The 25,046-nt window shown below is 66.6% G+C and carries 21 protein-coding genes; 19 read left to right on the top strand and 2 right to left on the bottom strand.

Annotated features, from left to right (window positions below):
* Positions 1-20: 20 nt before the first annotated feature.
* Positions 21-1,103 (bottom strand): ABC transporter ATP-binding protein, encoded by a 1,083-nt coding sequence (locus ASD37_RS11940; protein WP_056551205.1) that lies wholly within the window; start codon positions 1,101-1,103, stop codon positions 21-23.
* Positions 1,104-1,302: 199 nt separating this feature from the next.
* Between ASD37_RS11940 and ASD37_RS11935 the strand changes: the two genes are divergently transcribed.
* From ASD37_RS11935 to ASD37_RS11875, 13 genes are all read left to right on the top strand, one after another.
* Positions 1,303-2,376, top strand: coding sequence for a LacI family DNA-binding transcriptional regulator (locus tag ASD37_RS11935; protein WP_056551204.1), 1,074 nt, complete (start codon positions 1,303-1,305; stop codon positions 2,374-2,376).
* Positions 2,377-2,648: 272 nt separating this feature from the next.
* Positions 2,649-3,977 carry an ABC transporter substrate-binding protein gene (locus ASD37_RS11930; RefSeq protein WP_056551203.1) on the top strand — a complete coding sequence of 443 codons (1,329 nt, stop codon included), beginning with the start codon at positions 2,649-2,651 and terminating at the stop codon, positions 3,975-3,977.
* 37 nt (positions 3,978-4,014) lie between these two features.
* Positions 4,015-4,989, top strand: coding sequence for a carbohydrate ABC transporter permease (locus ASD37_RS11925; RefSeq protein WP_056551202.1), 975 nt, complete (start codon positions 4,015-4,017; stop codon positions 4,987-4,989).
* On the top strand, positions 4,986-5,885 hold the full coding sequence (locus tag ASD37_RS11920; RefSeq protein WP_056551201.1) for a carbohydrate ABC transporter permease: 900 nt from the start codon (positions 4,986-4,988) through the stop codon (positions 5,883-5,885). The genes ASD37_RS11925 and ASD37_RS11920 overlap by 4 nt, the downstream gene beginning before the upstream one ends.
* Positions 5,885-6,904 (top strand): aldo/keto reductase, encoded by a 1,020-nt coding sequence (locus tag ASD37_RS11915; protein ID WP_156720859.1) that lies wholly within the window; start codon positions 5,885-5,887, stop codon positions 6,902-6,904. The genes ASD37_RS11920 and ASD37_RS11915 overlap by 1 nt, the downstream gene beginning before the upstream one ends.
* Positions 6,901-8,238: an L-fuconate dehydratase gene (locus ASD37_RS11910; protein WP_056551200.1), complete on the top strand. Its 1,338-nt coding sequence runs from the start codon at positions 6,901-6,903 to the stop codon at positions 8,236-8,238. The genes ASD37_RS11915 and ASD37_RS11910 overlap by 4 nt, the downstream gene beginning before the upstream one ends.
* Entirely contained in the window at positions 8,235-9,110 is an 876-nt protein-coding gene (locus ASD37_RS11905) for an amidohydrolase (RefSeq protein ID WP_056551199.1), read from the top strand. Before ASD37_RS11910 ends, ASD37_RS11905 begins: the two co-directional genes overlap by 4 nt.
* 108 nt (positions 9,111-9,218) lie before the next feature.
* The gene (locus ASD37_RS11900; RefSeq protein WP_056551198.1) at positions 9,219-9,818 is read left to right on the top strand and encodes a TetR/AcrR family transcriptional regulator; all 600 of its coding nucleotides are present in this window, start codon (positions 9,219-9,221) and stop codon (positions 9,816-9,818) included.
* A gap of 118 nt (positions 9,819-9,936) precedes the next feature.
* Positions 9,937-11,076, top strand: a complete 1,140-nt coding sequence (locus ASD37_RS11895) for a class II histone deacetylase (RefSeq protein WP_056551197.1) — start codon at positions 9,937-9,939, stop codon at positions 11,074-11,076.
* Positions 11,077-11,091: 15 nt separating this feature from the next.
* On the top strand, positions 11,092-12,513 hold the full coding sequence (locus ASD37_RS11890) for an aspartate aminotransferase family protein (RefSeq protein WP_056551196.1): 1,422 nt from the start codon (positions 11,092-11,094) through the stop codon (positions 12,511-12,513).
* A gap of 241 nt (positions 12,514-12,754) precedes the next feature.
* The gene (locus ASD37_RS11885; protein WP_056551195.1) at positions 12,755-14,302 is read left to right on the top strand and encodes an APC family permease; all 1,548 of its coding nucleotides are present in this window, start codon (positions 12,755-12,757) and stop codon (positions 14,300-14,302) included.
* Between the two features lie 147 nt (positions 14,303-14,449).
* Positions 14,450-15,856 (top strand): cytosine permease, encoded by a 1,407-nt coding sequence (locus ASD37_RS11880; RefSeq protein ID WP_056551194.1) that lies wholly within the window; start codon positions 14,450-14,452, stop codon positions 15,854-15,856.
* Entirely contained in the window at positions 15,853-17,388 is a 1,536-nt protein-coding gene (locus ASD37_RS11875; RefSeq protein ID WP_056551193.1) for a GMC family oxidoreductase, read from the top strand. The genes ASD37_RS11880 and ASD37_RS11875 overlap by 4 nt, the downstream gene beginning before the upstream one ends.
* A 10-nt stretch (positions 17,389-17,398) precedes the next feature.
* Here ASD37_RS11875 and ASD37_RS11870 read toward each other — a convergent pair whose 3' ends face one another.
* Positions 17,399-18,892 carry an aldehyde dehydrogenase gene (locus ASD37_RS11870; RefSeq protein WP_056551192.1) on the bottom strand — a complete coding sequence of 498 codons (1,494 nt, stop codon included), beginning with the start codon at positions 18,890-18,892 and terminating at the stop codon, positions 17,399-17,401.
* A gap of 130 nt (positions 18,893-19,022) precedes the next feature.
* On the opposite strand from ASD37_RS11870, the gene ASD37_RS11865 reads away from it, so the two are divergent.
* The 6 genes from ASD37_RS11865 to ASD37_RS11840 all read left to right on the top strand — a co-directional run bounded on the left by ASD37_RS11865 (position 19,023) and on the right by ASD37_RS11840 (position 25,043).
* The gene (locus ASD37_RS11865) at positions 19,023-19,934 is read left to right on the top strand and encodes a LysR family transcriptional regulator (RefSeq protein ID WP_056551191.1); all 912 of its coding nucleotides are present in this window, start codon (positions 19,023-19,025) and stop codon (positions 19,932-19,934) included.
* Between the two features lie 122 nt (positions 19,935-20,056).
* The gene (locus ASD37_RS11860) at positions 20,057-21,319 is read left to right on the top strand and encodes an NAD(P)/FAD-dependent oxidoreductase (protein ID WP_056553079.1); all 1,263 of its coding nucleotides are present in this window, start codon (positions 20,057-20,059) and stop codon (positions 21,317-21,319) included.
* 34 nt (positions 21,320-21,353) lie between these two features.
* Positions 21,354-21,809, top strand: a complete 456-nt coding sequence (locus ASD37_RS11855; protein WP_056553076.1) for a RidA family protein — start codon at positions 21,354-21,356, stop codon at positions 21,807-21,809.
* On the top strand, positions 21,806-22,474 hold the full coding sequence (locus tag ASD37_RS11850; RefSeq protein ID WP_056551190.1) for a DUF1028 domain-containing protein: 669 nt from the start codon (positions 21,806-21,808) through the stop codon (positions 22,472-22,474). Before ASD37_RS11855 ends, ASD37_RS11850 begins: the two co-directional genes overlap by 4 nt.
* 53 nt (positions 22,475-22,527) lie before the next feature.
* Positions 22,528-23,646: a M20 family metallopeptidase gene (locus tag ASD37_RS11845; protein WP_056553073.1), complete on the top strand. Its 1,119-nt coding sequence runs from the start codon at positions 22,528-22,530 to the stop codon at positions 23,644-23,646.
* Positions 23,643-25,043, top strand: a complete 1,401-nt coding sequence (locus tag ASD37_RS11840; protein WP_056551189.1) for an aspartate ammonia-lyase — start codon at positions 23,643-23,645, stop codon at positions 25,041-25,043. The genes ASD37_RS11845 and ASD37_RS11840 overlap by 4 nt, the downstream gene beginning before the upstream one ends.
* Positions 25,044-25,046 lie beyond the last annotated feature (3 nt).

Genomic DNA, 25,046 nt, shown 5'->3' with positions numbered 1-25,046 from the left:
CGAGGCTGTCGCTGAATCCGTCACGCGCTCAGACGGATTCCCGTGGTGGTGTCGAACAGGTGGACGGCGGCCGAATCGGTGGTGACCCTGATCGTCGAGCCCTTGGCGTGGTTGATTTGGCCGGGGACGCGAATGACTATGCTGCTGGGCGTCCCCTCGACGCCGGACGTGCCGTATACGTAGGCGTCGGCACCGAGTTCCTCGACCAGCGTGACCGTCACCGGGATGCCCTCCTGCCCGGCGTCGACGACCCGGAATGACTCCGGCCGGACGCCGATGGTGACCGCGCCGGTCGCCTTCGCCAACGCCGCCCGGTCCACCGGCATCCGATGTCCGCCGACGATCGCGTGACCGTCGTGGATCTCGGCGTCGAGCAGGTTCATCGCGGGCGATCCGATGAAGCCGGCGACGAACAAGTTCGCGGGCGACCGGTACAGCGCAAGCGGGGTGTCGACCTGCTGCAGGACGCCGTCCTTGAGGACGGCGACACGGTCACCCATGGTCATCGCCTCGACCTGGTCGTGGGTGACGTAGACGGTGGTGACGCCGAGTCGCTGCTGCAGGGCCGCGATCTGGGTGCGGGTCGAAACCCGCAGCTTGGCATCGAGATTGGAGAGCGGCTCGTCCATGCAGAACACCTGCGGCTGCCGGACGATCGCGCGTCCCATCGCCACCCGCTGGCGTTGCCCACCGGAGAGGGCCTTGGGCTTGCGCTCGAGGTAGTCGCGGAGGTCCAGCAGGTCGGCCGCTTCGTTGACGCGGGCGATGCGTTCGGCCTTGCCCACTCCGGCGACCTTCAACGCGAATGCCATGTTGTCCGCGACGGTCATGTGCGGGTAGAGCGCGTAGTTCTGGAACACCATCGCGATGTCGCGGTCCTTCGGCGGCACGTGGGCGACCGAGCGATCCCCGATGAGGATGTCCCCGCCGGTTACGTCCTCCAGTCCGGCGAGCATCCGCAGCGACGTCGACTTGCCGCAGCCCGACGGGCCCACGAACACCATGAACTCACCGTCTCCGATGTCGATGTTCAGATCGCGGACCGCCGGGTGTTCGGCGCCCGGGTAGGTGCGTTCGGCGTGTTGATAGGTCACGGAAGCCATGACGACGTCCCTTCACCGGCAGACACGTGCCGGATGATTCGGCGTGGATTGTGGAATGAGTTGTCTCGCTGGACAAGCCGAACCACGCCATTGCTGGGGTTGCTGACAGGGGTGGGCGGGTTGCAGTGGTCCGCGTCACTCGGTCTAATATTGATCAAACGATTGCGCACGTGTCAAGGGCCGGACGAAACGGGGGACGATGTCAGGGGAGCAGAACGGTCCCGTCGCGCGGCCAGCCGACGCCAGGCAGCGCAACGCGGCCACGCTCGGAGACGTTGCGGCCAAGGCGGGCGTGTCGATCTCGGCCGTCTCCCGGGTGCTGTCCAATGCGCCGTCGGCGCGCGTCAGCGAGGCCACCAGGCAGCGGATCGTCGAAGCGGCCGGCGAATTGCACTACCGGCCGAACTTCGCGGGCCGGGCTCTGAAGTCCGCTCGAACCCAAGTCATCGGTCTGGTGGTGCCGGATCTGACCAACGCCCTGTTCACCGAGCTCATGCACGGCGGCGAGGACGAGGCGGCCGCGCGCGGTTACACGCTGTTGCTGGGCCGCGCCGACGACGTCCGCCCCGGCGGCGAGGTGATCGGCCGACTCATCGGCGAGAACCGGGTGGACGGCATGGTGGTGCAGGTCGGCGACAGCGTGCCGACGGCTGGCCTCGGCAGTCTGCTCGAATCCGGAGCGCCCATCGTGCTGATCAACTCGGCGTACCGCGGTCACCCCGGCTCGGTGGTGCTGGACGACGAGACCGGCGCGCGGATCGCGACCGAGCACCTTCTCGAACTGGGCCACGAACGCATCGCGCTCGCCAACGGCCTTCCGCGCTCGTTCACCGCCAAGCGCCGGAGGGTCGGGTACTACGCGGCGATGGCGGATGCGGGCCTCTCGGTGCCGCAGGGCTATGAGACGCGATTGGGATATGCACCGGCGAACGGGCGCGCTGCGCTCGAATGTCTGATGTCCCACGATCAGCCGCCGAGCGCCGTGGTCGTCTCCAACGTCAACGCCGCGGTGGGCCTGCTTGCCGGCGCCAGGGACATGAATGTCCGTGTTCCAAAGGATCTTTCGGTGGTCAGTGTCCACGATTCGTGGACTGCGGAGAACACGTGGCCGCCGCTGACCGCGGTCAAGATGCAGTTCTATGCGATGGGCCGCACGGCCGTCCACGCCGTGATCGCCCGGATCGAAACGGGCGTCTCCGTCGACGAGGTCATCACCGACCCGGCTCCCGAGCTCGTCATCAGGCAGTCGTCGGCACCGTTCACTCGGGGGTAGTGCCGGTCCGCGGCGTCGACGGCTCAACCCCAGGGGTCGGGCACCACCCGTCCTAGAAGTCTCTATCACCGGCGATATCACTCGAGCGGTGATATCGCCGGCGATAGGGACTTCGAGAGTGGGTCGCCGCCGAGTGTGGCGATCGTCAGTCCGCGGTGAACCGTTTTGCTCAAACGATTGACCACCGCCGCGAAAGTGGTCTAACGTTTGAGCAGCCGCGGCGCCTGTCATCCTCACGCCGCACATTCACGACAATCCCAAGGAGTTTCTTGATGAAGTCGAGGAGTGCCCGTTCGGGCAAGAAGTTCGCCGCCGGGATCGTCGCGGCGGCGGCCATGTTGTTGGTCGCCGCGTGTGGCAACGACACCGGAGGCGGGGCGGCGGCACCCACCGATTCCGGTGGAGCCATCACCGTGTGGGTAGACCCGCCCCGCGTTCCGGCCGCGGAGGCCTTCAAGAAGGCACATCCCGAGATCGACGTCACGGTCAACCAGATCGACGGCACGGTCGGCGGAAAGACGCTGCAGCAGCAGTTCGCGCAGTTCAACCAGGCGGGCAAGGGGTGGCCGGACGCCATCTTCTTCCCGTCCAACGACGACATCGCCTGGGCCACCGGCGCGCAGATCAACTACGCGGCCGACCTCACCGACCTCGCGCCCGACGTGATCAAGGGCTACGACGGAGCCGTCAACGAACCGTGCAACGTCGACGGTCGAGTGCGCTGCCTGCGCAACGACGCCGCGCCGGATGTGTTCTGGTACAACAAGAAATTCTTCGACGAGAACGGCTACACCGTCCCGAACACCTGGGAGGAGTACGCCACCCTGGGGGTCAAGATCGCCCAGGAGCACCCCGGCAAGATAAGCGGTTTCACCGGCGACGCCTACGCGCCCGACCGATACCTATGGGCCTCCGGCTGCCCGACCAACCAGCGCGTCTCCGAAACCGTGGCACACATCGACCTGTCCGATCCAAAGTGCCAGCGCGCCAAGGACCTCTTGTCCACGATGGTCAAGGGAAAGGCGTTGTCTCCGTTGGGCATCTTCGACGCCGACGCCGCCAAGGTGGGCGCCAACTTGGTGATGAGCCCAGGGGCGGCGTGGTGGGGCGACTACCTGTTCAACCAGACGTGGAAGATTCCGGCCGGCGAGATGACCGCCGCCCAACCACGCATCTGGCAGGGCGAGACCAAACCGGCCACCGGTGACGAGGGCGGCGGCCTGTGGGGTGTGTCCAACCACATCAGCGGCAAGCAACTCGAGAACACCCTGACCTTCGCCCGCTTCGTGGCGACCGATCCGGCGTGGCAAGTCGAACTGTCCACTGGCCTCCCCGCATACGGACCCGTCCGAGACGCGTGGATTCGCAAGCAGTCTCGCGAAAACTACTTCGCCGACAACGACACGACGTTCGCCGCGATGAAGGCCGCCATCCAGTTCGTCCAGCCGAACCACTCCTACATGCTCTACAACACCGGCAGTGTGTGGACCGAGACGCTGGCACCCGCGCTGGTGGACGGCAAGAGCATCGACGACGGCTGGAGCGCCTTCGAGAGCGAATTGCTCAACCAGGCAAAGGCAATGGGCTACACGGTCAACTGACCGGTCCAGCCATCCCCATCGAATCTAGGAGACCCGAATGACGAACGGGCTAACCGACGCGCCCGTCGTGGGCGTTCCGGTCGCGGCTCCCTCGCGTCGACCGCCGCGCACGCGAAGGCGGCGGTCGAGCGAGACCCGAGGCGCGTGGCTGCTGATCAGCCCGTACCTCGCGTTGCTCATGATCGGTGGCGTCATCCCCGTCTGCTATGCGCTGGTGACGGCACTCGAGACGCCGACCACCCCGCTGCGCCCGCGGTCGGAGTTCGGCAGCGTCGAGAGCTTCCGAACCGTCGTTACCGACTTCCGCTTCGTCGACACGTTCACGAATGTCTTTGCCACCCTGCTGGTGTGGTTGCCGATCATGATGATCGGCATCGTCGGTCTCGCACTGCTGGTGCACGCAAGCCCGGGCCGCTTCGGAGCCACGATGCGGTTCGTCTACTACATCCCCGGGGCGCTGGCCGGGGTCGCCAACCTGGTGCTGTGGGTGTACCTGCTCAACCCAAGCCAATCGCCCATCGAAGGCATCTGGCGCGTACTGGGCATCGAAACCATCAAGCAGGCGGTGGCCACGCCAAGCCACCTGCCGTTCATCCTCGCCGCGATGATGTTCTTCCAGGGTGTCGGCTCGTGGATCATCGTGGTCAACGGTGGTCTCAACGGCATCTCCGATGAAGTGTTGGAGGCAGCGAGCCTCGACGGCGCCAACGCCTGGCAGCTCGCCTGGTACGTGAAGCTCCCAATCATCCGGCCGTGGCTCGGCTACGCCGCCCTGATGAACCTGGCCTACGGCTTCCAGCTGTTCCTCGAGCCTCAGTTGCTCGACCAGGTGGCGGGCAACGCGTTGCCTGACCAGTGGACGCCGACCCAGCTGGGTTACGCGTTCGCGTTCAGCAACTACAACTTTCCCGCGGCAGCGGCGATGTCGCTGATCCTGCTGGTGATCACGCTGTCCATCGGGTTGCTCATCGTCTTCCGAAGCGGCCTGTTCGGAACCGAGGAGCCGTCATGAGCCGGCAATGGACCGCTGGCCGCCTCGCTCGAGTGGCCACGATGCTCTTCGTCGCGGCGATATTCGTCTTTCCGATCGTCGGATTCATCGCGATGGCGTTCCGCTCCGAGCGCGGGGTGGACACCGGGGCAGGCGGGTTCCTGGGATTGGGCGACGTCTCCTTGGGCAACGTCGTCCACAACTGGTCTCAGGTCGACGGTTTCGGGCCGAACGGCGGACTGTTCACGCAGTGGATTCTGAACTCTCTGTTCGTGGCGGGCGGTGGGGCCCTGTTGGGTCTGGTCGCCGCGCTCCCCGCGGGCTACGCCATGGCCCGGCTGCGGTTCCGCTTCCGCAGGGTCATCCTCGTGATCACCCTGGTCACCATGGTCATGCCCAACACGGTCCTGGTCATCCCGTTGTTCCTCGAGGTCAACGCCATTGGCGCGGTGGGGGAGCTCTGGCCCGTCCTGATCATCATGGGATTCTTCCCGTTCGGCGTCTACCTCTCCTACATCCACTTCATGACCACGATGCCGCGGGAACTGGTCGAGGCGGCCCGCATCGACGGGCTGTCGGAGGTCGCGGTCTTCTGGCGAATCGGACTGCCGATCTCGAAGCAGGCGGTGGTCCTGGTGGGCTTCTTCGCCTTCGTCGCCAACTGGACGAACTTCTTTCTGCCACTGGCGTTGTTGTCCTCCAACCAGGACAACAACACCCTTTCGATCGGCATTCAGCAGCTGATCGGAGCCAGCCCGCTGTTCAACCCGACGGTGGCGGCCGGTCTCGACGTGAAGCTCTACATGCCACAGCTGGCGTTGGCCACCTTCATCTCGATGCTCCCCCTGCTCATCGTGTTCATCGGTGCGCAGAAGTACCTCATCCGCGGTGAGACCGTGGGGGCGGTCAAGGGCTGATGCCTGACATCGTGATCCCCACCCGCACCCGCGGGCGGGCGACCCTGACCGAACTGGGCCTCGGCGGCTCACAGCTGGGCAACCTGTACCGCGCGATCAGTGACGACGATGCGCGCGGCATCGTGGACACCGCATGGGACAACGGCATTCGCTACTTCGACACCGCTCCCCACTACGGCCTTGGGCTCTCCGAGCGTCGCTTCGGTGCCCTGCTGAGGGAGCGGCCAAGGGACCAGTACGTGGTGTCGTCGAAGGTGGGTCGCCTGCTCGAGACCGATCCGGACGCCGACGGACGGATGGACGACGAGGGTTTCGACGTCCCCGCCACCACCCGGCGCAGGTGGGACTTCACCCGCGACGGCATCCGCCGCTCGGTGCACGAGAGCCTCGACCGTCTCGGGCTGGACCGACTGGACGTCGCCTACCTTCACGATCCCGAAAACCATTGGGAACAGGCGCTTGCCGAGGCACTTCCGGCGTTGGTCGAGTTGCGGGACGAGGGCGTCGTCGGAGCAATCGGCGCCGGGATGAACTTCGCCGAACCCCTCACCGAACTGATCCGCGACGACCGTGGAGTCGACCTCGTCATGTGCGCGGGCAGATACACCCTGCTCGAACAAGCCGACGATCTGGTCGAGCTGGCCTTCGAGCGCGGCGTCGGCGTGGTCGCCGCCGGGGTCTACAACTCTGGGCTGCTGGCGACGCCGCGACCCGGGCCCGACCCGATGTACGACTACGCCCCGGCCCCCGCCCACGTCGTCGCGCGCGTCGAGGCACTCGCGTCAGTCTGCGAACGCCACGGCGTGACACTGCCGGACGCCGCACTCGCCTTCCCCCTACGCCACCCGGCCGTCGTCTCGGTCGTGGTGGGTGCGGCGAGTCCCGAACAGGTCGTCGACGCCGTCGACCGCCGTCAACGTCTGATTCCGGCCGCACTGTGGTCGGATCTCGCTGCCGCGGGACTGATTTCGACGCGTTCCGAGAACTCCCACCAGTCCCACACCCAGGAGCTGCCATGACTCGCATCACTTCCGTGGACGTCACCGACGTGCGCTTCCCGACGTCCCTGTCGATGGATGGCTCCGACGCCATGAACAAGGACGGCGACTACTCGGCGACCTACGTCGTGCTGCGCACCGACGACCCGCGGCTTGCGGGGTACGGCTTCACCTTCACCATCGGCCGCGGCAACGACATCTGCACGTTAGCGGCCCGACAACGCGCCGAACCCCTGGTCGGCCGTGACGTCGCCGGGATGGTCGGCGACCTCGGTGGGACGTATCGCGACCTGGCCGGCGACTCTCAATTGCGCTGGCTCGGCCCAGACAAGGGCGTCGAGCACCTCGCCATGGCCGCCGTGATGAACGCGGTCTGGGATCTCGCCGCCCGCGTGGCAGGAAAGCCGTTGTGGCGGTTGCTTTCCGAGATGGACACCGAAGACCTCGTCGACACGCTGGACTTGACCTACCTCAGCGACGTGCTGACCCGGCAAGAGGCAGTCGACATGCTGGCGGAGTCCGTGCCCACCCGCGCCGCACGCATCGCCGACATGGATCGCACGGGATACCCGTGTTACACCACCTCGGCGGGCTGGCTCGGCTACTCCGACGACAAGCTGCGAGAACTGGCTGCCCTGGCGGTCGCCGACGGCTACCGTCACGTCAAGCTCAAGGTGGGTGCCAACCTCGCCGACGACATCCGGCGGTGCACCATCGCACGCGAGGTGATCGGCTGGGACGCACACCTCATGATCGACGCCAATCAAGTGTGGGACGTGCCCGAAGCCATCGAGTGGGTCAACGCGTTGGCGAAGTTCAAGCCGTTGTGGATCGAAGAGCCGACCAGTCCCGACGACGTCCTGGGCCACGCGGCGGTGCGAAAGGCGGTGGTGCCCATCGGCGTGGCCACCGGTGAGCACGGCATGAACCGCGTGCTGTTCAAGCAGCTGTTCCAGGCCGAGGCCATCGACTACTGCCAGCTCGACGCGGCCCGCCTGGCGTCGATCAACGAGATCATCCCGGTCTATCTGATGGCGAAGAAGTTTGGCGTGCCGGTGTGTCCGCACGCCGGCGGGGTAGGGCTGTGTGAACTGGTGCAACACCTTTCGGTGTTCGACTACGTCGCGGTGGCGGGCACGACCGAGAACCGGGTGACCGAGTTCGTCGACCACCTGCACGAACACTTCACCGATCCGTGCGTCGTGGAGAGCGGGGCCTACGTCCTGCCTACCAAACCCGGCTACAGCGCGCAGATGTATGCCGCGTCGGTGGCCGAGTACGCCTACCCGGACGGTGCCTACTGGTCGACGCGTCATCCCCACGCGGTGGTGGTGTCCGAGGCGGGTGTCGGATGATCGTCGACGCCCACCAACACGTCTGGGATCTGACCAGGGCGCCCTATCCGTGGCTCGGTCCGGACGTTCCGGAGTGGAATCGCACCTTCGAATTCGACGAACTCGCACCACATCTCGTGCGGAACGGGGTGGACGCCACGGTGCTGGTGGAGTCCGACGACGACGACGGCGACACCGAGCTGATGTTCGAGGTGGCCGACGCCCACCCGACGGTCGTGGCGATCGTCGCCTACCTGCCCCTGGATCAGCCCGAGCAGGCCGCCGAGCGCCTGTCCCGTCTGCGCCGCGACGACCGAGTGGTCGGGGTTCGCAATCTGGTGCACCACAAGGCAGATCCCGATTGGATCATCAGCGCCCCGGTCGACGAGGGGCTCGCGGTCCTGGAGGCGGGTGACGTGGCGTTCGACTTCGTCTCCACCTTGCCCCGGCACCTCGACCACGTGCCCACCATCTCCGAGCGCCACCCCGACCTGCGGATCGTCCTCGACCACCTGGCGAAGCCTCCGATCGGCGCGGACGACGTCGAGCCATGGTGGTCGCTGATCGCCGCGGCGGCGCAGAACCCGATGGTGAGCGCCAAGATCTCGGGGCTCTACCCGGATTCCGGACAGTGGTCCGTCGACGGCATCCGTCCCTTCGTCGACCGCGCGCTCGAAGTGTTCGGCCCGGAGCGGCTCATGTACGGCGGGGACTGGCCGATCTCGGTGGCCAGCGGCGGCTACGACCGCGTGTTCGCCGGACTGCAGTCGGCACTTTCAGGCCTGGGCGTCGAAGACGCGAACCACGTATGGTCGGGCACCGCCCGGCGGGTGTACCGAATCCAGCCGGGCCGTCTCGAGGCGGCCCGCGGGGCACTGACCCGGGCGACGTGATCGCGAGCGATTATTTGCGCTGAATCGCAAGAGATCGGTCGCGACTGCGGCGGCGGCCCAGGTGGGCGTTGCCGTACTCTCGGAGGTCGGTCGGAGAGGCGGGTCGTCATGGCGCGGGTACGAAACCAGGATGCTCGTCGCAACCAACTCGTCTCGGCCGCGATCGACGTCATCGCCAACCGGGGTGTCGGCGGCATGCGGGTCAAGGACATCGCCACCGCCGCGGACATCTCGCCGAGGCTGGTGGCCTATTACTACCCGGAGATCGAAGACCTGATCGACGAGGTCTATCGCAATGCCGTGGACCGGTACTACTGGCAGCGGCTGGATGCGATCAGCAAGCTCGACGATCCGCGTGATCGGCTGGCCAACCTCATCGAATCGGGACTGCCCGCCGGTGACGACGACATGCTGAACCGGGCGTTGTACGAACTAGCCGTCAACGCAGGTCGTGACCCTTCGCACGGGACGCTGCTGACCCTGCTGTTCGACCGCGAAGTGTCGCTCTACGTCGCCGTTCTCGAGGCCGGCCACGCGTCGGGCGCCTTCGAGCTGACCGAACCGGTGCTGTCCGTCGCGCAGAACTTCGTGGCCCTCGAGGACGCGTACGGGATGCACCTCAACGGCGGCAACTCGTCGTTGGACCCCTCGGTGGCCGCCGGCCTGATGCGGTCCTACGCGCGTTCGGTCACCCGCGCCGACATCTAGCCTGCCCCGCTCGCCGCGTCGCCGGCCCCCTCGTCTCACGCCTCCTCTTGACGGCGCCGCGTTGTAGGGGCATTCTTTGCGTTCAAGCGCAGAGAATGTGGACGGAGTTACGGGACCGATGACGTGTGACGGCGGCGGCACGGGCTTTTATCACGACGAACTCTGTCTATGGCACAGCACGGGTGAAGCCGTTCTGTTCCTCCCCGTCGGCGGCTGGCTGCAACCCCTCGCCGGCGGCGGCCACCCCGAGTCGCCTGAGACCAAGCGTCGACTGAAGGCACTGCTCGACGTGTCGGGCCTGACCGGCCAACTCGCGGTCAGCAGCGCAGAACCTGCGACCGTCGACGACCTGCTACGCGTGCACACCGCCGACTACGTCGAACGCTTTCAAACCCTCAGTGCGGGCCGCGGCGGTGAGATCGGGCCCGAGGCGCTTTTCTCTCGTGGCGGTTTCGACATCGCGTCGCTGTCGGCCGGGCTGGCCAAGCGGGCCGTCGCCGACGTACTCGACGGCGTCCGGCGCAACGCGTACTCGCTGTCGCGCCCACCCGGGCACCACTGCCTTCCCGACAGTGGGATGGGATTTTGCCTGCTGGCCAACATCCCCATCGCCATCGAAGCGGCGAAGGCGAGTCACGGTCTCGGCAAGGTTGCGATCCTCGACTGGGACGTGCACCACGGCAACGGAACTCAACACATCTACTACCACCGCGACGACGTGCTGACGATATCGCTGCACCAAGAGAACTGCTTCCCGGTCGACAGCGGCGCGGTAGACGAGCTCGGCGAAGGCCCCGGGAGGGGATTCAACCTCAACGTGCCCCTGCCGCCGGGCTCCGGTCACGACACGTACCTGCACGCCATGCGGACGATCGTGGTTCCGGCCATCGAAGACTTCCGGCCCGATCTCATCGTGGTGGCCAGTGGTCTCGACGCCAACGCCGTGGACCCCCTCGCGCGCCAGATGCTGCACGCCGGTTCCTTTCGTGAGATGACCCGCATGGTCAAAGACGTCGCCGACCGAGCGTGCGGCGGTCGGCTTGTCGTCGTGCACGAGGGCGGCTACGCCGAATCCGCCGTTCCCTTTTGCGGTTTGGCAATAGTCGAAACGCTCTCGGGCATCCGCACCGACGTCGTCGACCCCTTCGAGGAGACCTTCGTCGCGCAACAGCCGACGGCGCGCGTCGTCGAATACCAGACCGCGATCGTCGACGACATCGCGCGCGAACTCCGCACTAGCCGCACCCCCGCCAACTGAGAGGACAGCGTCACCATGACCGACACCATCGAGAGTCCAGAAACGTCCGCCCCGACCGACGATTCGGCGGGCGACCTCGGGCGGCTGGCCCAGCGCCACCTCGTCATGAGCTTCACCCCGGGATCGGCCTACACCGACGCGCCACCGCCGGTCATGGTGCGCGGCGAGGGCAGCCGCCTCTGGGATTCCGAGGGGCGCGAATACCTCGACGCCCTCGCCGGATTGTTCTGCGTCAACGTCGGATACAGTTTCGGCGGCGAAATCGGCGAGGCAGTGCGCGACCAGATGGCCGAGCTCCCCTACTACACCAACTGGGGGGTGGCGCATCCCCCCGCGGTGAAGCTGGCCGCCAAGATCGCCGAGCTGGCCCCACCCGGGCTGGACCGCGTGTACTTCACGTCCGGCGGAGGCGAGTCCAACGAAGCGGCCATCAAGCTGATCAGGCAGTATCACCAGGCGCGCGGTGAACACTCGCGGATCAAGTTCATCTCGCGACGTGCGGCATACCACGGCACCTCGTTCGGAGCGCTTTCGCTGAACGGTATGACCAACCTGCGCAAGCAATTCGAGCCCCTGATGTACGGATCTCGGCACATCACCAACTGCAAGCGCTACAAGCGCCCGGCGGGGGAGACCGAACAGCAGTTCACCGAGTCGCTGCTGCGCGAGATCGAAACGCTGATCGTGCAGGAGGGGCCCGATACCGTCGCCGGCATCTTCCTCGAACCGATGCAGAACGCCGGTGGGTCGTTGGTTCCGCCCGCGGGATTCCACGACGGGGTTCGTGAGATCTGCGACCGGCACGGCATCGTGCTGGTGGCCGACGAGGTCATCTGCGGATTCGGCAGGCTCGGCGAGTGGTTCGGTTCGACGCGTTTCAACGTACGACCCGACATCATCACCTTCGCCAAGGGCGTCTCCTCGGCGCACGCACCCCTCGGCGGCATGATCACCAAGAGCGAGATCCTCGACACCGTCAACAACGGCCCAGACGGTATGTATCTGCACGGCTTGACCTTTGGCGGCCATCCCGCCGCGTGTGCCGCGGGGCTGGCCAACATCGCGGTGATGGAGCGCGAAGACGTCCTCGGCAACGTCAAGCGCAACGAGGCGTACTTCCGTGCCCGACTGGACACATTGCTCGAGCACCGGCTCGTCGGCGACGTCCGTGGCGTCGGTTACCACTACTCGGTGGAGTTGGTGACCGACAAGGAGCGGTGCACGTGGTCGGGGGCGACGACGGCAAGCGACTTCGTCCACACGATCTTGGCGCCGGCGTTGTTCGACGCCGGAATCCTTTGCCGCACTGCGGTAGACCACGAAGGCACACCGCTGGTGCAGTTCTCGCCCCCATTGGTGTTCAGCCGTGCGGAGATCGACGAACTGGTAAGCGGTCTCGGTCGGATCCTGGAGGTACTTGCCGACCGCGTGCTGTAGCCATTCTGCACTGACCGTTCGCCCGCATCCGGCCTGGGTGCGGGCGAATCGTGCTGTCTGACAGAGAAATACCTGGAGCTCTGATCCACCGCGAGGCGAAAGACTCACTGCGGCAGACGGTATCGGAATATCCGATCTCCTAGTCAGGAAAAGCGTCCTTTACAGATCGCGGTGCTGGCCGCAGTGTCATACCTCACAGGAGCGGCACCGCTCGCACACCAATCAAGAAAAGGCGCGACAGATGGCCTCAGGCAACTCAATTGAAGTAGGGGCGGGCGAGCGCACCGCTCGGGCCGCCAGCGAGACCAAGCACCTCCAGAAGTCGCTCGGACGACTGGACATCATCTTCCTCATCGTCGCCGCCGTGGTGTCGATCGAGGTGCTCGGCCAGGTGTCGAGCTTCGGCGGGCAGACGTTCACGTGGGCGCTCGTGCTCGCCGTCACCTTCCTGCTGCCCTACGGTCTGATCTTCGCCGAGATCGGCAGCACCTTCACCGACGAGGGCGGGGTCTACGTCTGGGTTCGGCGCGCGTTCGGTCGACCGCTGGCCGCGTTGGCCTCGCTGTTGACGTGGGTGACGCAACCCGTCTGGGTGGGCGGCTCGTGCACGTTCATCGCGGCAGAGGTGGTGAGTACCTACGTCGTCCACTTCGAGCACGGCTCGTTGACCGACTACCTCTTCAAGATCGTGTTCGTCTGGATGACGGTGCTCGCTGCGGTCGTCAGCCTGCGCCATGGCAAGTGGATCCCGAACGTGGGCGCCATCCTGAAGATCCTGTTCCTGTTGATCTTCATCGTGACGGCGGGGGTGTACGCCGCGCGCAACGGGTTCGCGGGCCTGACCGCCGGTGACTTCTCTCCGACGCTCGCCGGCCTGCTCGGCGTGACGCCGCTGCTGCTGTTCTCCTACCTCGGGTTCGAGTCGGGAAACAGTGCGGCCGAAGAGATGAAGAAGCCGGCGCGCGACGTGCCGATCGCCATCGCGCGGTCTGCGGCGATCGCGGCCGCCGCCTATCTGCTCCCGATCGCGGCGATCCTGCTGGTCGTGCCTGCTGACCAGATCACCGGGATCGGCGGACTGATGGAGGCGGTCGCCACCGTGTTCGGCGTCTACGGTTCGGCCGCTCCGTTGATGATGACGGTGAGCGGGATCGTCTTCGCGCTGGTGTTGATGACCCAGGGTGCCGCCTGGATGATCATCAGCGACCGCATGCAGGCGATGGCCGCGGCCGACGGCGCGTTCTTCGGCGGGTTCTTCGGCAGATTCCATCCGCGGCTGGGGACGCCGCTGCGCGTCAATCTGATGTCCGGTGTGGTCGGGACGATCTTCATGCTGGCCGCGATGGCGGTGCAGGGCTCGGCCGCAGCGGTCTTCGGTGTGGTGCTGACCATTTCGGTGTCGACGTTCCTCCTGAGCTACCTGATCTCGATTCCCGCCGCGGTGCGTCTGCGTACGGCGTTCCCCGACGTGGTCCGGCCGTTCAAGGTGCCGGTCTCGGACAACGTGTTCCGGGCGATGGGTGCGCTGTGCTTCGCCTGGGTGGCGTTGGGCAGCTGGGTGGCGGTGTTCCCGGGGACGCTCGACCGGCTGTTCGGCCTCGACTACGACTTCGAGGAGACGTGGGGAGTCAGCATGTGGGTGTTCGAGCTGTTCACCCTCGGCACCCTCGCGGCGCTGGCGGTGTTGGGGATGGTTGGTTACCTGACGGCCAAGCCGCTGCGCGTCGACGTGCGGCGCGGTGATCGGAATCCGTTGATGGACGAGGCGTCCGTGTTGGTCGTCGAATAGGAGCAGGCGGCCGCCTGACCTGCTGGATCTTAAAAAGCGATGCAGTTGCCCGGTTCTTTGAGATTTACCTGTCCTAGCAGGCCATCGATACTCGGGTGATCGAGGTCACCGCCTCCCGTAAACCGCCGTCGTCGAAAGTCGGAACCCATGACTGCACCAGTGCCCAGCGCCGACTCCGTCGAGCGCAGGACGATCGAGCACATCCCCGTGGACGAGCGTCACGGTCGAGCCCGTGACCTCTTCACCGTGTGGTTCGGCTCCAACATCATGTTGTTGACGATCATCACCGGAGCGCTCGCCACCACCGTGTTCGGTCTGCCTCTGTGGGCGGGCGCGTTGTCGGTGGTGCTCGGCAACGTCATCGGCGCCGTGGTGATGGCCCTGCACGCCGCCCAGGGTCCGCAGATGGGTGTGCCGCAGATGCTGCAGACCCGTGCTCAATTCGGCTCCTACGGCAGCCTTCTCGTCGTCGTCCTGGTCGTCTTCATGTACCTGGGCTTCTTCGCCTCCAACGCCGTACTCGGCGGCCAGGCGCTGGCGAAGGTCACCGGGCTGCCGCCGAATTGGTCCATCGTGATCATCGGACTGATCAGCGTGGTGGCCACGATGGTCGGCTACCGGCTCATCCACCGCGTCACCGCGGTGCTGTCGGTCGTCGCGGGCGGCGCACTGCTCGTCGCGTTCGTCTGGATCGTCGGAGTCAACGGCGTGCCGGACGGAACGTGGCACACCGGCGGCTTCACGTGGGCCGGCTTCATGGCCACCTTGTCGGTGGCTGCCCTGTGGCAGATTGCCTATGCGCCTTATGTTTCCGACTACACCAGGTACATGCCGCGCGACACCGGCCAGCGGGCCGCATTCTGGGGCACCTATTCCGGCTGCGTCCTCGGCTCGGTCCTCCCCATGCTCCTCGGTGTGCTGGTCGGCGCGGCGCTGCCGGACGAGGACACCATGGACGGCTTGTCCGCCTTGACCCACGGTGTCAGCACGGGGGTCTTCGCGATCTTTGCCATCGGCATCACCGCGACGAACGCCATGAACCTCTACTGCGGCACGTTGTCCACGATCACCGTCGGCCAGAACGTCTTTCCGAAGTGGCAGCCCGGAGCCGGAAGTCGTGCGGCGGTCTCGATGGTGCTCTTCGTCATCGCTCTGATTCCGGCATTGGTCAGCGCCGACGACTTCCTGGCCAACTACGCCAGCTTCCTGGCCCTGCTGCTCTGCGTCCTGATCCCGTGGACTGCGGTCAACCTCGTCGATTACTACCTGCTGCGCCACGGCGACTACGACATCGACGCCTTGTTCGAACGCGACGGTGGACGATACGGCCGCTTCAACTGGGTGGCCATCGGCTGCTACTTCGCCGGCATCCTGGTACAGATTCCCTTCCTGTCCACGGCTCTGTTCACCGGTTTCGTCGCCTCCGCGATCGGGGGAGTCGACGTCTCCTGGATCGTCGGCTTGGCCGTCATCTGCCCCCTCTACTACGTCTTGATGAAGCCCCGCATTGCCACCACGGCGAGCGCTGCGCGCCAGCGAGAGTCCGTGGCGTGACGGACGTCGACTACCTGATCGTCGGCGGTGGCACCGCCGGGTGCATCGTCGCCGCTCGACTGTCCGAGGATCCCGGCGTGACGGTGACCGTCGTCGAACCGGGTCCCACCGACGCCGACGAACCACGCGCACTGGACATCCGGCGGTGGGCTGAGATGCTCGAGGGCGAATACGACCTCGACTACCGCAGCATCGCCCAGCAGCGCGGCAACTCGCACATCCGACAGGCCAGGATGCGCATCCTCGGCGGCTGTTCGACGGCGAACACCATGATCACGTGGCGTCCGTTGCCCGCCGACCTCGACGAATGGGTCGCCCTCGGCGCCGACGGCTGGGACTCGGCGACGCTGAATCCGTACTACGACCGCATCGCCGCACCGATCACGCCGGTGTCGGCGACAGACCAGAACCCATACGTGGCCGACGTCGTCACCTCGGCGAGGGCCGCCCTCGACCTGCCGGCGCGCACCGCCTGGAACAGCGATCCCGACTTCGCCGAAACCGGTAGGGGTGCTGGCTTCTTCGAGATCGGATACACCCCCGAGACGCACCTGCGTTCCTCGACGTCGGTGCACTACCTGCACGAGGCCATCCGCAGCCGGCCCAACCTGCGCGTCCTTCACGGCCTGCAGGCGGTGAAGGTGCTCGTCGGGAACGGACGGGCGGTCGGGGTCCTGGTGCGTGACGCCGACGGTCAGGAATCCGAGCTGCGGGCCGCCCGCGAGACGGTGTTGTGCTGCGGTGCGGTCGACACGCCGAAGTTGTTGCAGCTGTCCGGAATTGGGCCGGCGAATGTTCTCGCCGCCGCCGGGGTCGAGGTACTCGTCGACAGCCCCGGCGTCGGAGAGAACCTGATGGACCACGCCGAGGGGCTGATCGTGTGGGAGGCGCGACGCGACGTCCCGAGCACCTGCGCCACCGGCTGGGACGCGGGCGCAGCCGTGCGCTTCCACGACGAAGGACCGGCGCGGCCCGACGTGTTGATGCACTTCCCCGTCGAGGCCGTCGCCGACCATGCCGTCACCTACGGCACGGAACTGCCCGAGCGGATCGTGTCGATCGCTCCCAACGTCGCGAAGCCCAAGAGCCGTGGCCGCGTGTGGATCACGACCGACGACGCCGCTGCCCCGCCGAGCATCGACTACGGCTACTTCACCGATCCCGAGGGCGTCGACGAGGCGACTCTGATCGCCGGCATCAGGCTGGCGCGGCGGATCGGCGCGCAGGCGCCGATGTCGGACTGGATCGGTGGGGAGGTCTTCCCCGGCGCGCACCTGACCACCGACGAGGAACTCTCGGCACCGCTGCGCGCGACGCACCAGACCGTCTATCACGTATCGGGGACGTGCCGCATGGGCGCCGCGAACGACCCGATGGCCGTGGTGGATTCGCGACTTCGGGTGCGTGGCATTACGGGTCTGCGCGTCGTCGACGCCTCGATCTTCCCGACCATCCCCTCGGTGAACCCGGTCGGGACGATCATGACCGTCGCCGAGCGGGCCAGCGACCTGATCGCCGAGGACGCCGGCTGATCGCCCTGTCCTAGAAGGCAATCCACGTGGTCTTGAGGCCGGTGTATTTGTCCAACGCGTGCAGGGACAGATCGCGACCGAACCCGGACTGCTTGAAACCGCCGAACGGCGTCTGGGCGCTCAGCGCGTCGACGGTGTTGACCGAGACCGTGCCCGCTCGAAGCGCGGCGGCGACGGTGTGTGCGCGGCGCAGGTCGGTGGTCCACACCGAAGCGGCCAGGCCGTAGGCGCTGTCGTTCGCCATCCGGATCGCCTGGTCCTCGTCGTCGAAGGTCTGCACGGCGAGCACCGGACCGAATACTTCGTCGGTGACCAATTCGTCGGTCGGGCCGAGGCCCGTGACGACCGTCGGTGCGACGAAGCAACCGTCGTCGACCCGCTGCCCGCCGACTCGAACGTCGGCATAGGCGCGGGCGCGGTCGACGAATCCGAGGACGCGGTCGGTGTGGGCTTCGTCCACGATCGCGCCCTGCACTGCCGTCGGATCGAGCGGATTGCCCGGGGACATCGTGGCAGCGCGGGCGATCAGGTCGGCGACGAACTCGTCGGCGATCGACTTCTGCACCAGCAGTCGGGAATTGGACGAGCACACCGCGCCCTGGTTGTAGAACGCGCCGAAGAGCGCCTTTTCGACGGCCGCGTCGAGGTCGGCGTCGGCGAACACCAGATTCGGGCTCTTGCCGCCGCATTCGAGCCACACCTGCTTCATGTTGGAGTCCGCGGCGTAGCGCAGGAACTGCTTGCCAGTGGCGGTCGACCCGGTGAAGGCCAGGACGTCGACGTCGCGGTGCAGGCCGAGCGCGGCGCCCGCGGTCTGGCCGAGGCCGGGGACGACGTTGAACACGCCGCTGGGCAGGCCTGCCTCGACGGCGAGTTCCGCCAGCCGCAGCGAGGACAGCGGCGCGCGTTCGGAAGGCTTGAGCACGACCGAGTTTCCGGCGGCGAGCGCCGGTGCAACCTTCCACACGGCGAGGTCGAGCGGGAAGTTCCAGGGGGTCACCGCGCCGACGACACCGAGTGGCTCGCGGGTGATGAGCGCGAGGTTCCCCGGTTCGGTGGGTGCGATCTCGCCGTTGATCTTGTCGAGGGCCTCGCCGTAGTAGGCGAAGAGCCCTGCGGCCGAGGGCACGTCGACGGTGAAGGCCTCGGAGACCAGCTTGCCCATGTCCATGGAGTCGAGGAGTGCCAGTTCGACCCGGTTCTCGTCGATCAGCGCCGCGAGGCGCAGCAGGACGCCCTTGCGCTCGCTGATCGAACTGCGCGACCACCCACCGTCGTCGAAGGCGCGACGGGCCGAGGTGACGGCGAGGTCGACGTCCGCGGCCTGAGCAGACGCCACGGCGGCGAGGACGGTGCCCGTGGCGGGGTTGACGCTGTCGAACGTGGCTCCGGATTCGGCGGCCCGGAACTCGCCGTCGACGAAGATGCCGTCGCGTGGCCGTACGTCTGCTGCCGAGCGAGTCCACTCGTCCAGGGTCGTGGGTTGGGCTGGTGCAGTGGTCATCCGATGGTCTCCTTCGCCGCCGCAGCCGAAGGGCCGCGTTGTCGGTTCCACCCTGCAATGAAGCAGTACAGCTGTACAGCCGGTCTTTCCGAACCGTAGGATCGGTTTACCTGATGCAGGAGGCCGCGAAGTGTCCGACTACACGCTGAGACAACTCGAATACTTCGTCGCCGTCGCAGAGGCGGGCAGCGTCACCCGTGCAGCGGCATCGGTGCACCTGTCGCAGTCGGCGATGTCCGCGGCGCTGGCCGACCTGGAGAACGCGTTGTCGGTGCAACTCCTCGTGCGCCACCACGCCAGGGGAATCAGCCTGACGCCCGCAGGCAAGGAACTGCTGGTGGCCAGTCGCCAACTCCTGGCATCCGCGGCCGATTTGCGGGCGGTGGCACAGGGTTTGGGTACCTCGCTCAGTGGCACGCTGTCGATCGGTTGCTTCGAGGTGGTCGCGCCGTATCTGCTTCCCGAGCTCTTGGCTGCGGCTGCCGAGAAGCTACCGAAACTTCACCTGAACACCACGGAAGTCGATCTCGCCGATCTCGCGGAGGGCGTCGCCAACGGTACGTTCGAGCTGGGCATCGGTTACGACCTCGTCGCCGACACCCGACTCAAGCGATGGCCGTTGTTCATGCTGCCGCCCTACGTCCTGCTGGCCGGGGATCACCGCTTCGCCAAGCGTGAAAGCGTCGATCTTGCCGAATTGGCCGACGACCCCATGGTTCTGCTCGACCTCCCGCATAGTCGCGACTACTTCCAAAGTGTCTTCGCCGCAGCCGGTGTCACGCCGAACATCCGCTATCGGTCCACGACGGTGGAGACCTGTCGCGCGCTGGTGGGTCGCGGTTTGGCCTACTGCGTTCTCAACCTGCACGCCGCGGTACCGGTCGCGCTCGACGGCCACGCCGTCGCCGCGGTCCCGCTCAGCGGTGACCCGCCGAGCCTCACGGTCGTCCTGCTCGACGCCGTCGCCGCCCGGCCGACCCGGCGTGCCAGTGTCATCGCCGAACTCTGCCGCAGTCTCTTTGCGGGGCCACCCGGCGGTTAGCGCCGTGAACTGCGAGAATCGTTTTCTCCGATGCCGTACATCGGATCTACGCGCTGTACAGATGTAGGCGCCGGGCTGAACCATGGAGACCAAGCAGGATCAGCGAATTCGTGGAGGTCAAGTTGTCGATCCAAGAGGTCGAGGTTCTCGTCGTAGGGGCGGGTCAAGCGGGGATCGCCATGAGCGAACACCTCGGAGCGCAAGGCATTCCGCACCTCGTCGTCGAGCGCGATCGCATCGCCGAGCGTTGGCGGTCGTGGCGTTGGGATTCGCTGGTGGCCAACGGCCCTGCGTGGCACGACCGCTTCCCCGGCTTGGAGTTCGACGTCGCACCCGACGGCTTCGCAGGCAAGGAGGAAGTCGCCGACTACCTCGTCGCGTACGCCGACAAGGTGGACGCGCCGATACGTACCGGCGTCGAGGTGAGCTCGGTACGAAAGATGGACGGCCGAGTGGGTTTTCGCGTCGAGACCTCTGAAGGGAGCATCGACGCGCGTTTCGTCGTCGCCGCCACCGGGGCGTTCCAGAAGCCGGTGATTCCACCCCTGGTTCCCGAGACCGCCGGTCTGCACCAAATTCACTCCAGCGACTACCACAACCCGCAGCAGCTGCCCGAGGGTGGAGTGCTGGTCATCGGGGCGGGATCCTCGGGGGTGCAGATCGCCGACGAGCTGCGCCAAGCCGGCCGTGACGTCCATCTGGCGGTCGGACCGCACGACCGTCCGCCGCGCAGCTATCGCGACCGTGACTTCTGTTGGTGGCTGGGCGTTTTGGGTAAGTGGGACTTGGCGGCGCCGCCGCGTGGCGCCGAGCACGTCACCATCGCGGTGAGCGGCGCACGCGGCGGACACACCGTCGACTTCCGCGATCTGGCCGCCAGCGGCATCACGCTGCTTGGCATGGCGGGCCCGTATCGGGACGGCGTGATGACCTTTGCGCCGGACCTGCGCGAGAACATCGAACACGGTGACGCCAACTACCTTTCGATGCTCGACGAGGCCGATGCCTACGTCGCCCGCAACGGCGTCGACCTCCCCGAGGAGCCGCAGGCGCGGGTCTTCGGCGCCGATCCCGAGTGCATGACCAACCCCATCGGATCGGTCGACCTCGCCGCGGCCGGCATCACGTCGATCGTCTGGGCCGTCGGTTTCGCCTTCGACTACGGGTGGCTGCAGGTCGACGCCTTCGACGAGAACGGCAGACCGCGCCACCAACGTGGCGTCTCGACCGAACCGGGAATCTACTTCCTGGGGCTGCCGTGGCAGTCCCGCCGAGGATCGAGCTTCATCTGGGGTGTCTGGCACGACGCCAAGTACCTCGCCGACCAAATCGCAATCCAGCGCAGCTATCTCGCCTACGAGGCGCCCGCCCTGGCCGAGCGGTGACGACACCACCAAACCAAAAAGGAGTTCCGACGTGATCGACGAGACACCGACCGACGAGACACCGGCCGGCGCGACCCATCGCAGAATCCGGCCCTTCAACACCAAGGACACCTACCCGGAGCAGAACCTCGCCAACGACCTGTGCCAGGCCGTGGTCGCCGGCGGTGTCGTCTACCTCCGCGGACAGATCGGTCAGGATCTCGACACGCGCGAATCGGTGGGAATCGGTGACGTCGAGGCTCAGGCCGAGAAGGCCATGGCCAACATCGCCATGCTGCTCGAGGAGGCCGGCAGCAGCCTCGCCGACATCGTCAAGGTGACCGTCTACCTGGTCGACATTCGTTACCGTGAACCGGTGTACCGAGTGATGGGGCGCTGGCTCACGGGCGTCTACCCGGTGTCCACCGGCCTCGTCGTCCAGGCGCTTGCGCGGCCCGAGTGGCTTGTCGAGATCGACGCCACCGCGGTGCTCAGCCAGGGATTGTCGTGACGTTCTCGCTGGTCGTACGGGACGGTTCGGCGTTCGGGATGGTCGTCTGCTCGTCGAGTCCGGCCGTCGCGTCGCGCTGCGTACACCTGCGCGCCGGAGTGGGCGCCGTCGCGAGCCAGAACGTGACCAACCCGCACCTCGGCACCCTCGCACTGGACGCACTCGCCGGCGGGTCGGACGCGCGCGCAGCGCTCGAGACGACGATCGCAGGCGAATCGCATGCCGACTACCGTCAGCTCATCGTCCTCGACGCATCTGGTCGCGCCGCGATCCACACGGGCGCCAAGGCGCTGGGCATCCGTCACGAAGTCAGCGCCGTAAACGCCGCAGCGGCAGGCAACATGCTCGCCGACGAGACCGTCGTCACCGCGCTGCTGGACGGCTACCTGACGTCCGGGGCGACCACCACCGAACAGCGCCTGCTAGACGGTCTCGCCGCAGCACTGAGCGCCGGTGGCGAGGCCGGGCCCGTGCACTCCGCAGGACTGCAGGTGGTCGAGGACGTGCCGTGGCCCGTCACGGATCTACGGGTCGACTGGCACGACGACCCGATCGGTGAACTGCACCGGCTGTGGACGGTGTGGCAACCGCAGAAGGCCGACTACCGCATTCGAGGGCTGGACCCCACTGCCGCACCGACATACGGGGTACCGGGGGACCTGTGAGCGGCGAACTCGAAGACGCCGTCCTGTCGGCGGCCGACCGGGTGACCGATCGGATGCTCCGGCTGTCACACGACTTGCACGCCCATCCCGAGATCGCCTGGGAGGAAGTGCGATCGTGTGCCCGCGTCGCCGGCGAACTGTCCGACGCCGGGTTCGACGTGCAGGAGCGGTTCACCGGTCTGGAGACCGCCTTCCTCGCGCGTCGTGGAAGCGGTCCGCTGCACCTTGCGGTGTGCGCCGAGTACGACGCGCTCCCGGGCATGGGCCATGCGTGCGGACACAATGTCATCTCCGCGATCTCGACCGGTGCCGCGCTGGCCCTAGCGCCACACGTCGACGATCTCGGGATCACGCTCTCGGTGTTCGGCACGCCCGCCGAGGAGGGCGGCGGCGGCAAGATCGAAATGCTCGACCGTGGCGGGTTCGCAGGGGTCCACGCGGCCGTGATGGTGCACCCCGGTCCAGTCGACGTCGCACGCGCCGAACCGTATGCCGTGTCGCACAGTCATATTCAGTACGACGGCAAGTCCGCACACGCCGCCGCCTACCCGGACCGCGGGATCAACGCCGCCGACGCGTTCACCATCGCTCAGGTCGCCATCGGGATGTTGCGTCAACAGTTCCCGCACGACGTCCGGGTCCACGGAGTCATGACCAACGGGGGCGAGGCGCCCAACGCCATCCCGCAGCGCACCGAGGGACGCTGGTACGTGCGGGCCGGGTCGCTCGCCGAACTGACCGCCCTCGAGCAACGGGTCACCCGCTGCTTCGAGGCAGGCGCATGGGCCACCGGCTGCGAGCTGACGGTGACCCCGGAGAGCAAGCCCTATGCGGAGTTTCGCAACGACGACGGGTTACTCGACGCGTACGTGCGGCGTGCCGAGCAGCTTGGCAGGCGCTTCAGCTCGGGTGCCGACTCGCTCATGAACCGGGCCTCTACCGACATGGGCAACGTGTCCCAACGCATCGCCGCGATCCACCCCTACATCGGCATCGACTCGTTGCCCGCCGTCAACCACCAGCCCGAGTTCGCCGCCGCGGCGATCTCGCCGGCCGCCGACCGGGCTGCGGTCGACGGGGCACGTGCGCTGGCCCTGACCCTGCTCGACGCGGCGTCCGATCCCCAGACGCGTCGGCGACTTCTCGATGCCGAAGAGGGAGTTCGACCATGACGAGTGTCGAAACGCGGGTGGAGCACGACCTGCTCGGCGACTACGACGTGCCGGCGGCCGCCTACTACGGGGTGCACACCGCGCGTGCGCTGCTCAACTTCCCGATCACGGGTATGCCGATCTCGCGGTACTCCGAACTGATCGTTGCACTGGCGTGTGTGAAACTGGCTGCTGCGCAAGCCAATCATCGGCTCGGTCTGCTCAGCGCCGAGCGTACCGACGCGATCGTCGCGGCCTGTCACGAGATCAAGTCCGGCAAGCTACACGACCAGTTCGTCGTCGACGTGATCCAAGGTGGCGCAGGCACGTCGACCAACATGAACGCCAACGAAGTCATCGCCAACCGTGGTCTGGAGCTTCTGGGACATCGGCGCGGCGACTATCAGCATCTGCACCCACTCGAGCACGTCAACCTGGGTCAGAGCACCAACGACGTGTACCCGACGGCGCTCAAGGTCGGGCTCCAATTCGCCGTGCACAGGCTGCGACTGGCGATGACGGAGCTGGTCTCGGCGTTCGCGGACAAGGCAATCGAGTTCGGTGGGCACCTGAAGATGGGGCGCACACAGCTGCAGGATGCGGTGCCGATGACCCTGGGTCAGGAGTTCGGCAGCTACGCCGTCATGATCGGCGAGGACGGCGACCGGTTGGGTGAAGCGGTACTGCTGATCTCCGAGATCAACCTCGGGGGCACCGCGATCGGCACCGGACTGAATTCGCACCGGGGTTATGCCGAGGCGGTGTGCGAGGAACTGCGCGCCATCACCGAACTACCGTTGGTGACGGCGTCGAACCTGGTCGAGGCAACCCAAGACGTCGGCTCCTTCGTCCAACTGTCCGGCGTGCTCAAGCGCACGGCGGTCAAGCTGTCGAAGATTTGCAACGACCTGCGGCTGCTGTCGTCCGGCCCACGCGCCGGCCTCGGCGAGATCAATCTGCCGCCCGTGCAAGCGGGTTCGAGCATCATGCCGGGCAAGGTCAACCCGGTGATCCCCGAGGTCGTGAATCAGGTCGCGTACGAGGTGATCGGCAACGACATCGCGGTCAGCATGGCCGCCGAGGCTGGTCAGTTGCAGCTCAACGCCTTCGAGCCCATCATCGCGCACAGCCTGTTCGAATCGCTGGCACATCTGACGGCCGCATGCGACACCTTGCGGACGCGCTGCATCGTGGACATCACCGCCAACGTCGCACACATGCGGGCCATGGTCGACCACTCGATCGGTTTGGTGACCGCGCTGAACCCCTACATCGGCTACGAGGCGGCGTCCCGGTTGGCGGCCGACGCACTGAGCTCCGGGTCCGACATCGCATCACTCGTATTGGACCGCGGACTGCTGACGGCCTCGGAGCTCGCGACAATCCTGGAGCCCCACAACCTGACTGGGCCGCGGTAGGCT

Source organism: Mycobacterium sp. Root135 (genome assembly GCF_001426545.1).
In the GTDB taxonomy this organism is placed as follows: domain Bacteria; phylum Actinomycetota; class Actinomycetes; order Mycobacteriales; family Mycobacteriaceae; genus Mycobacterium.
This window is presented reverse-complemented; position numbering and strand designations above follow the sequence as displayed.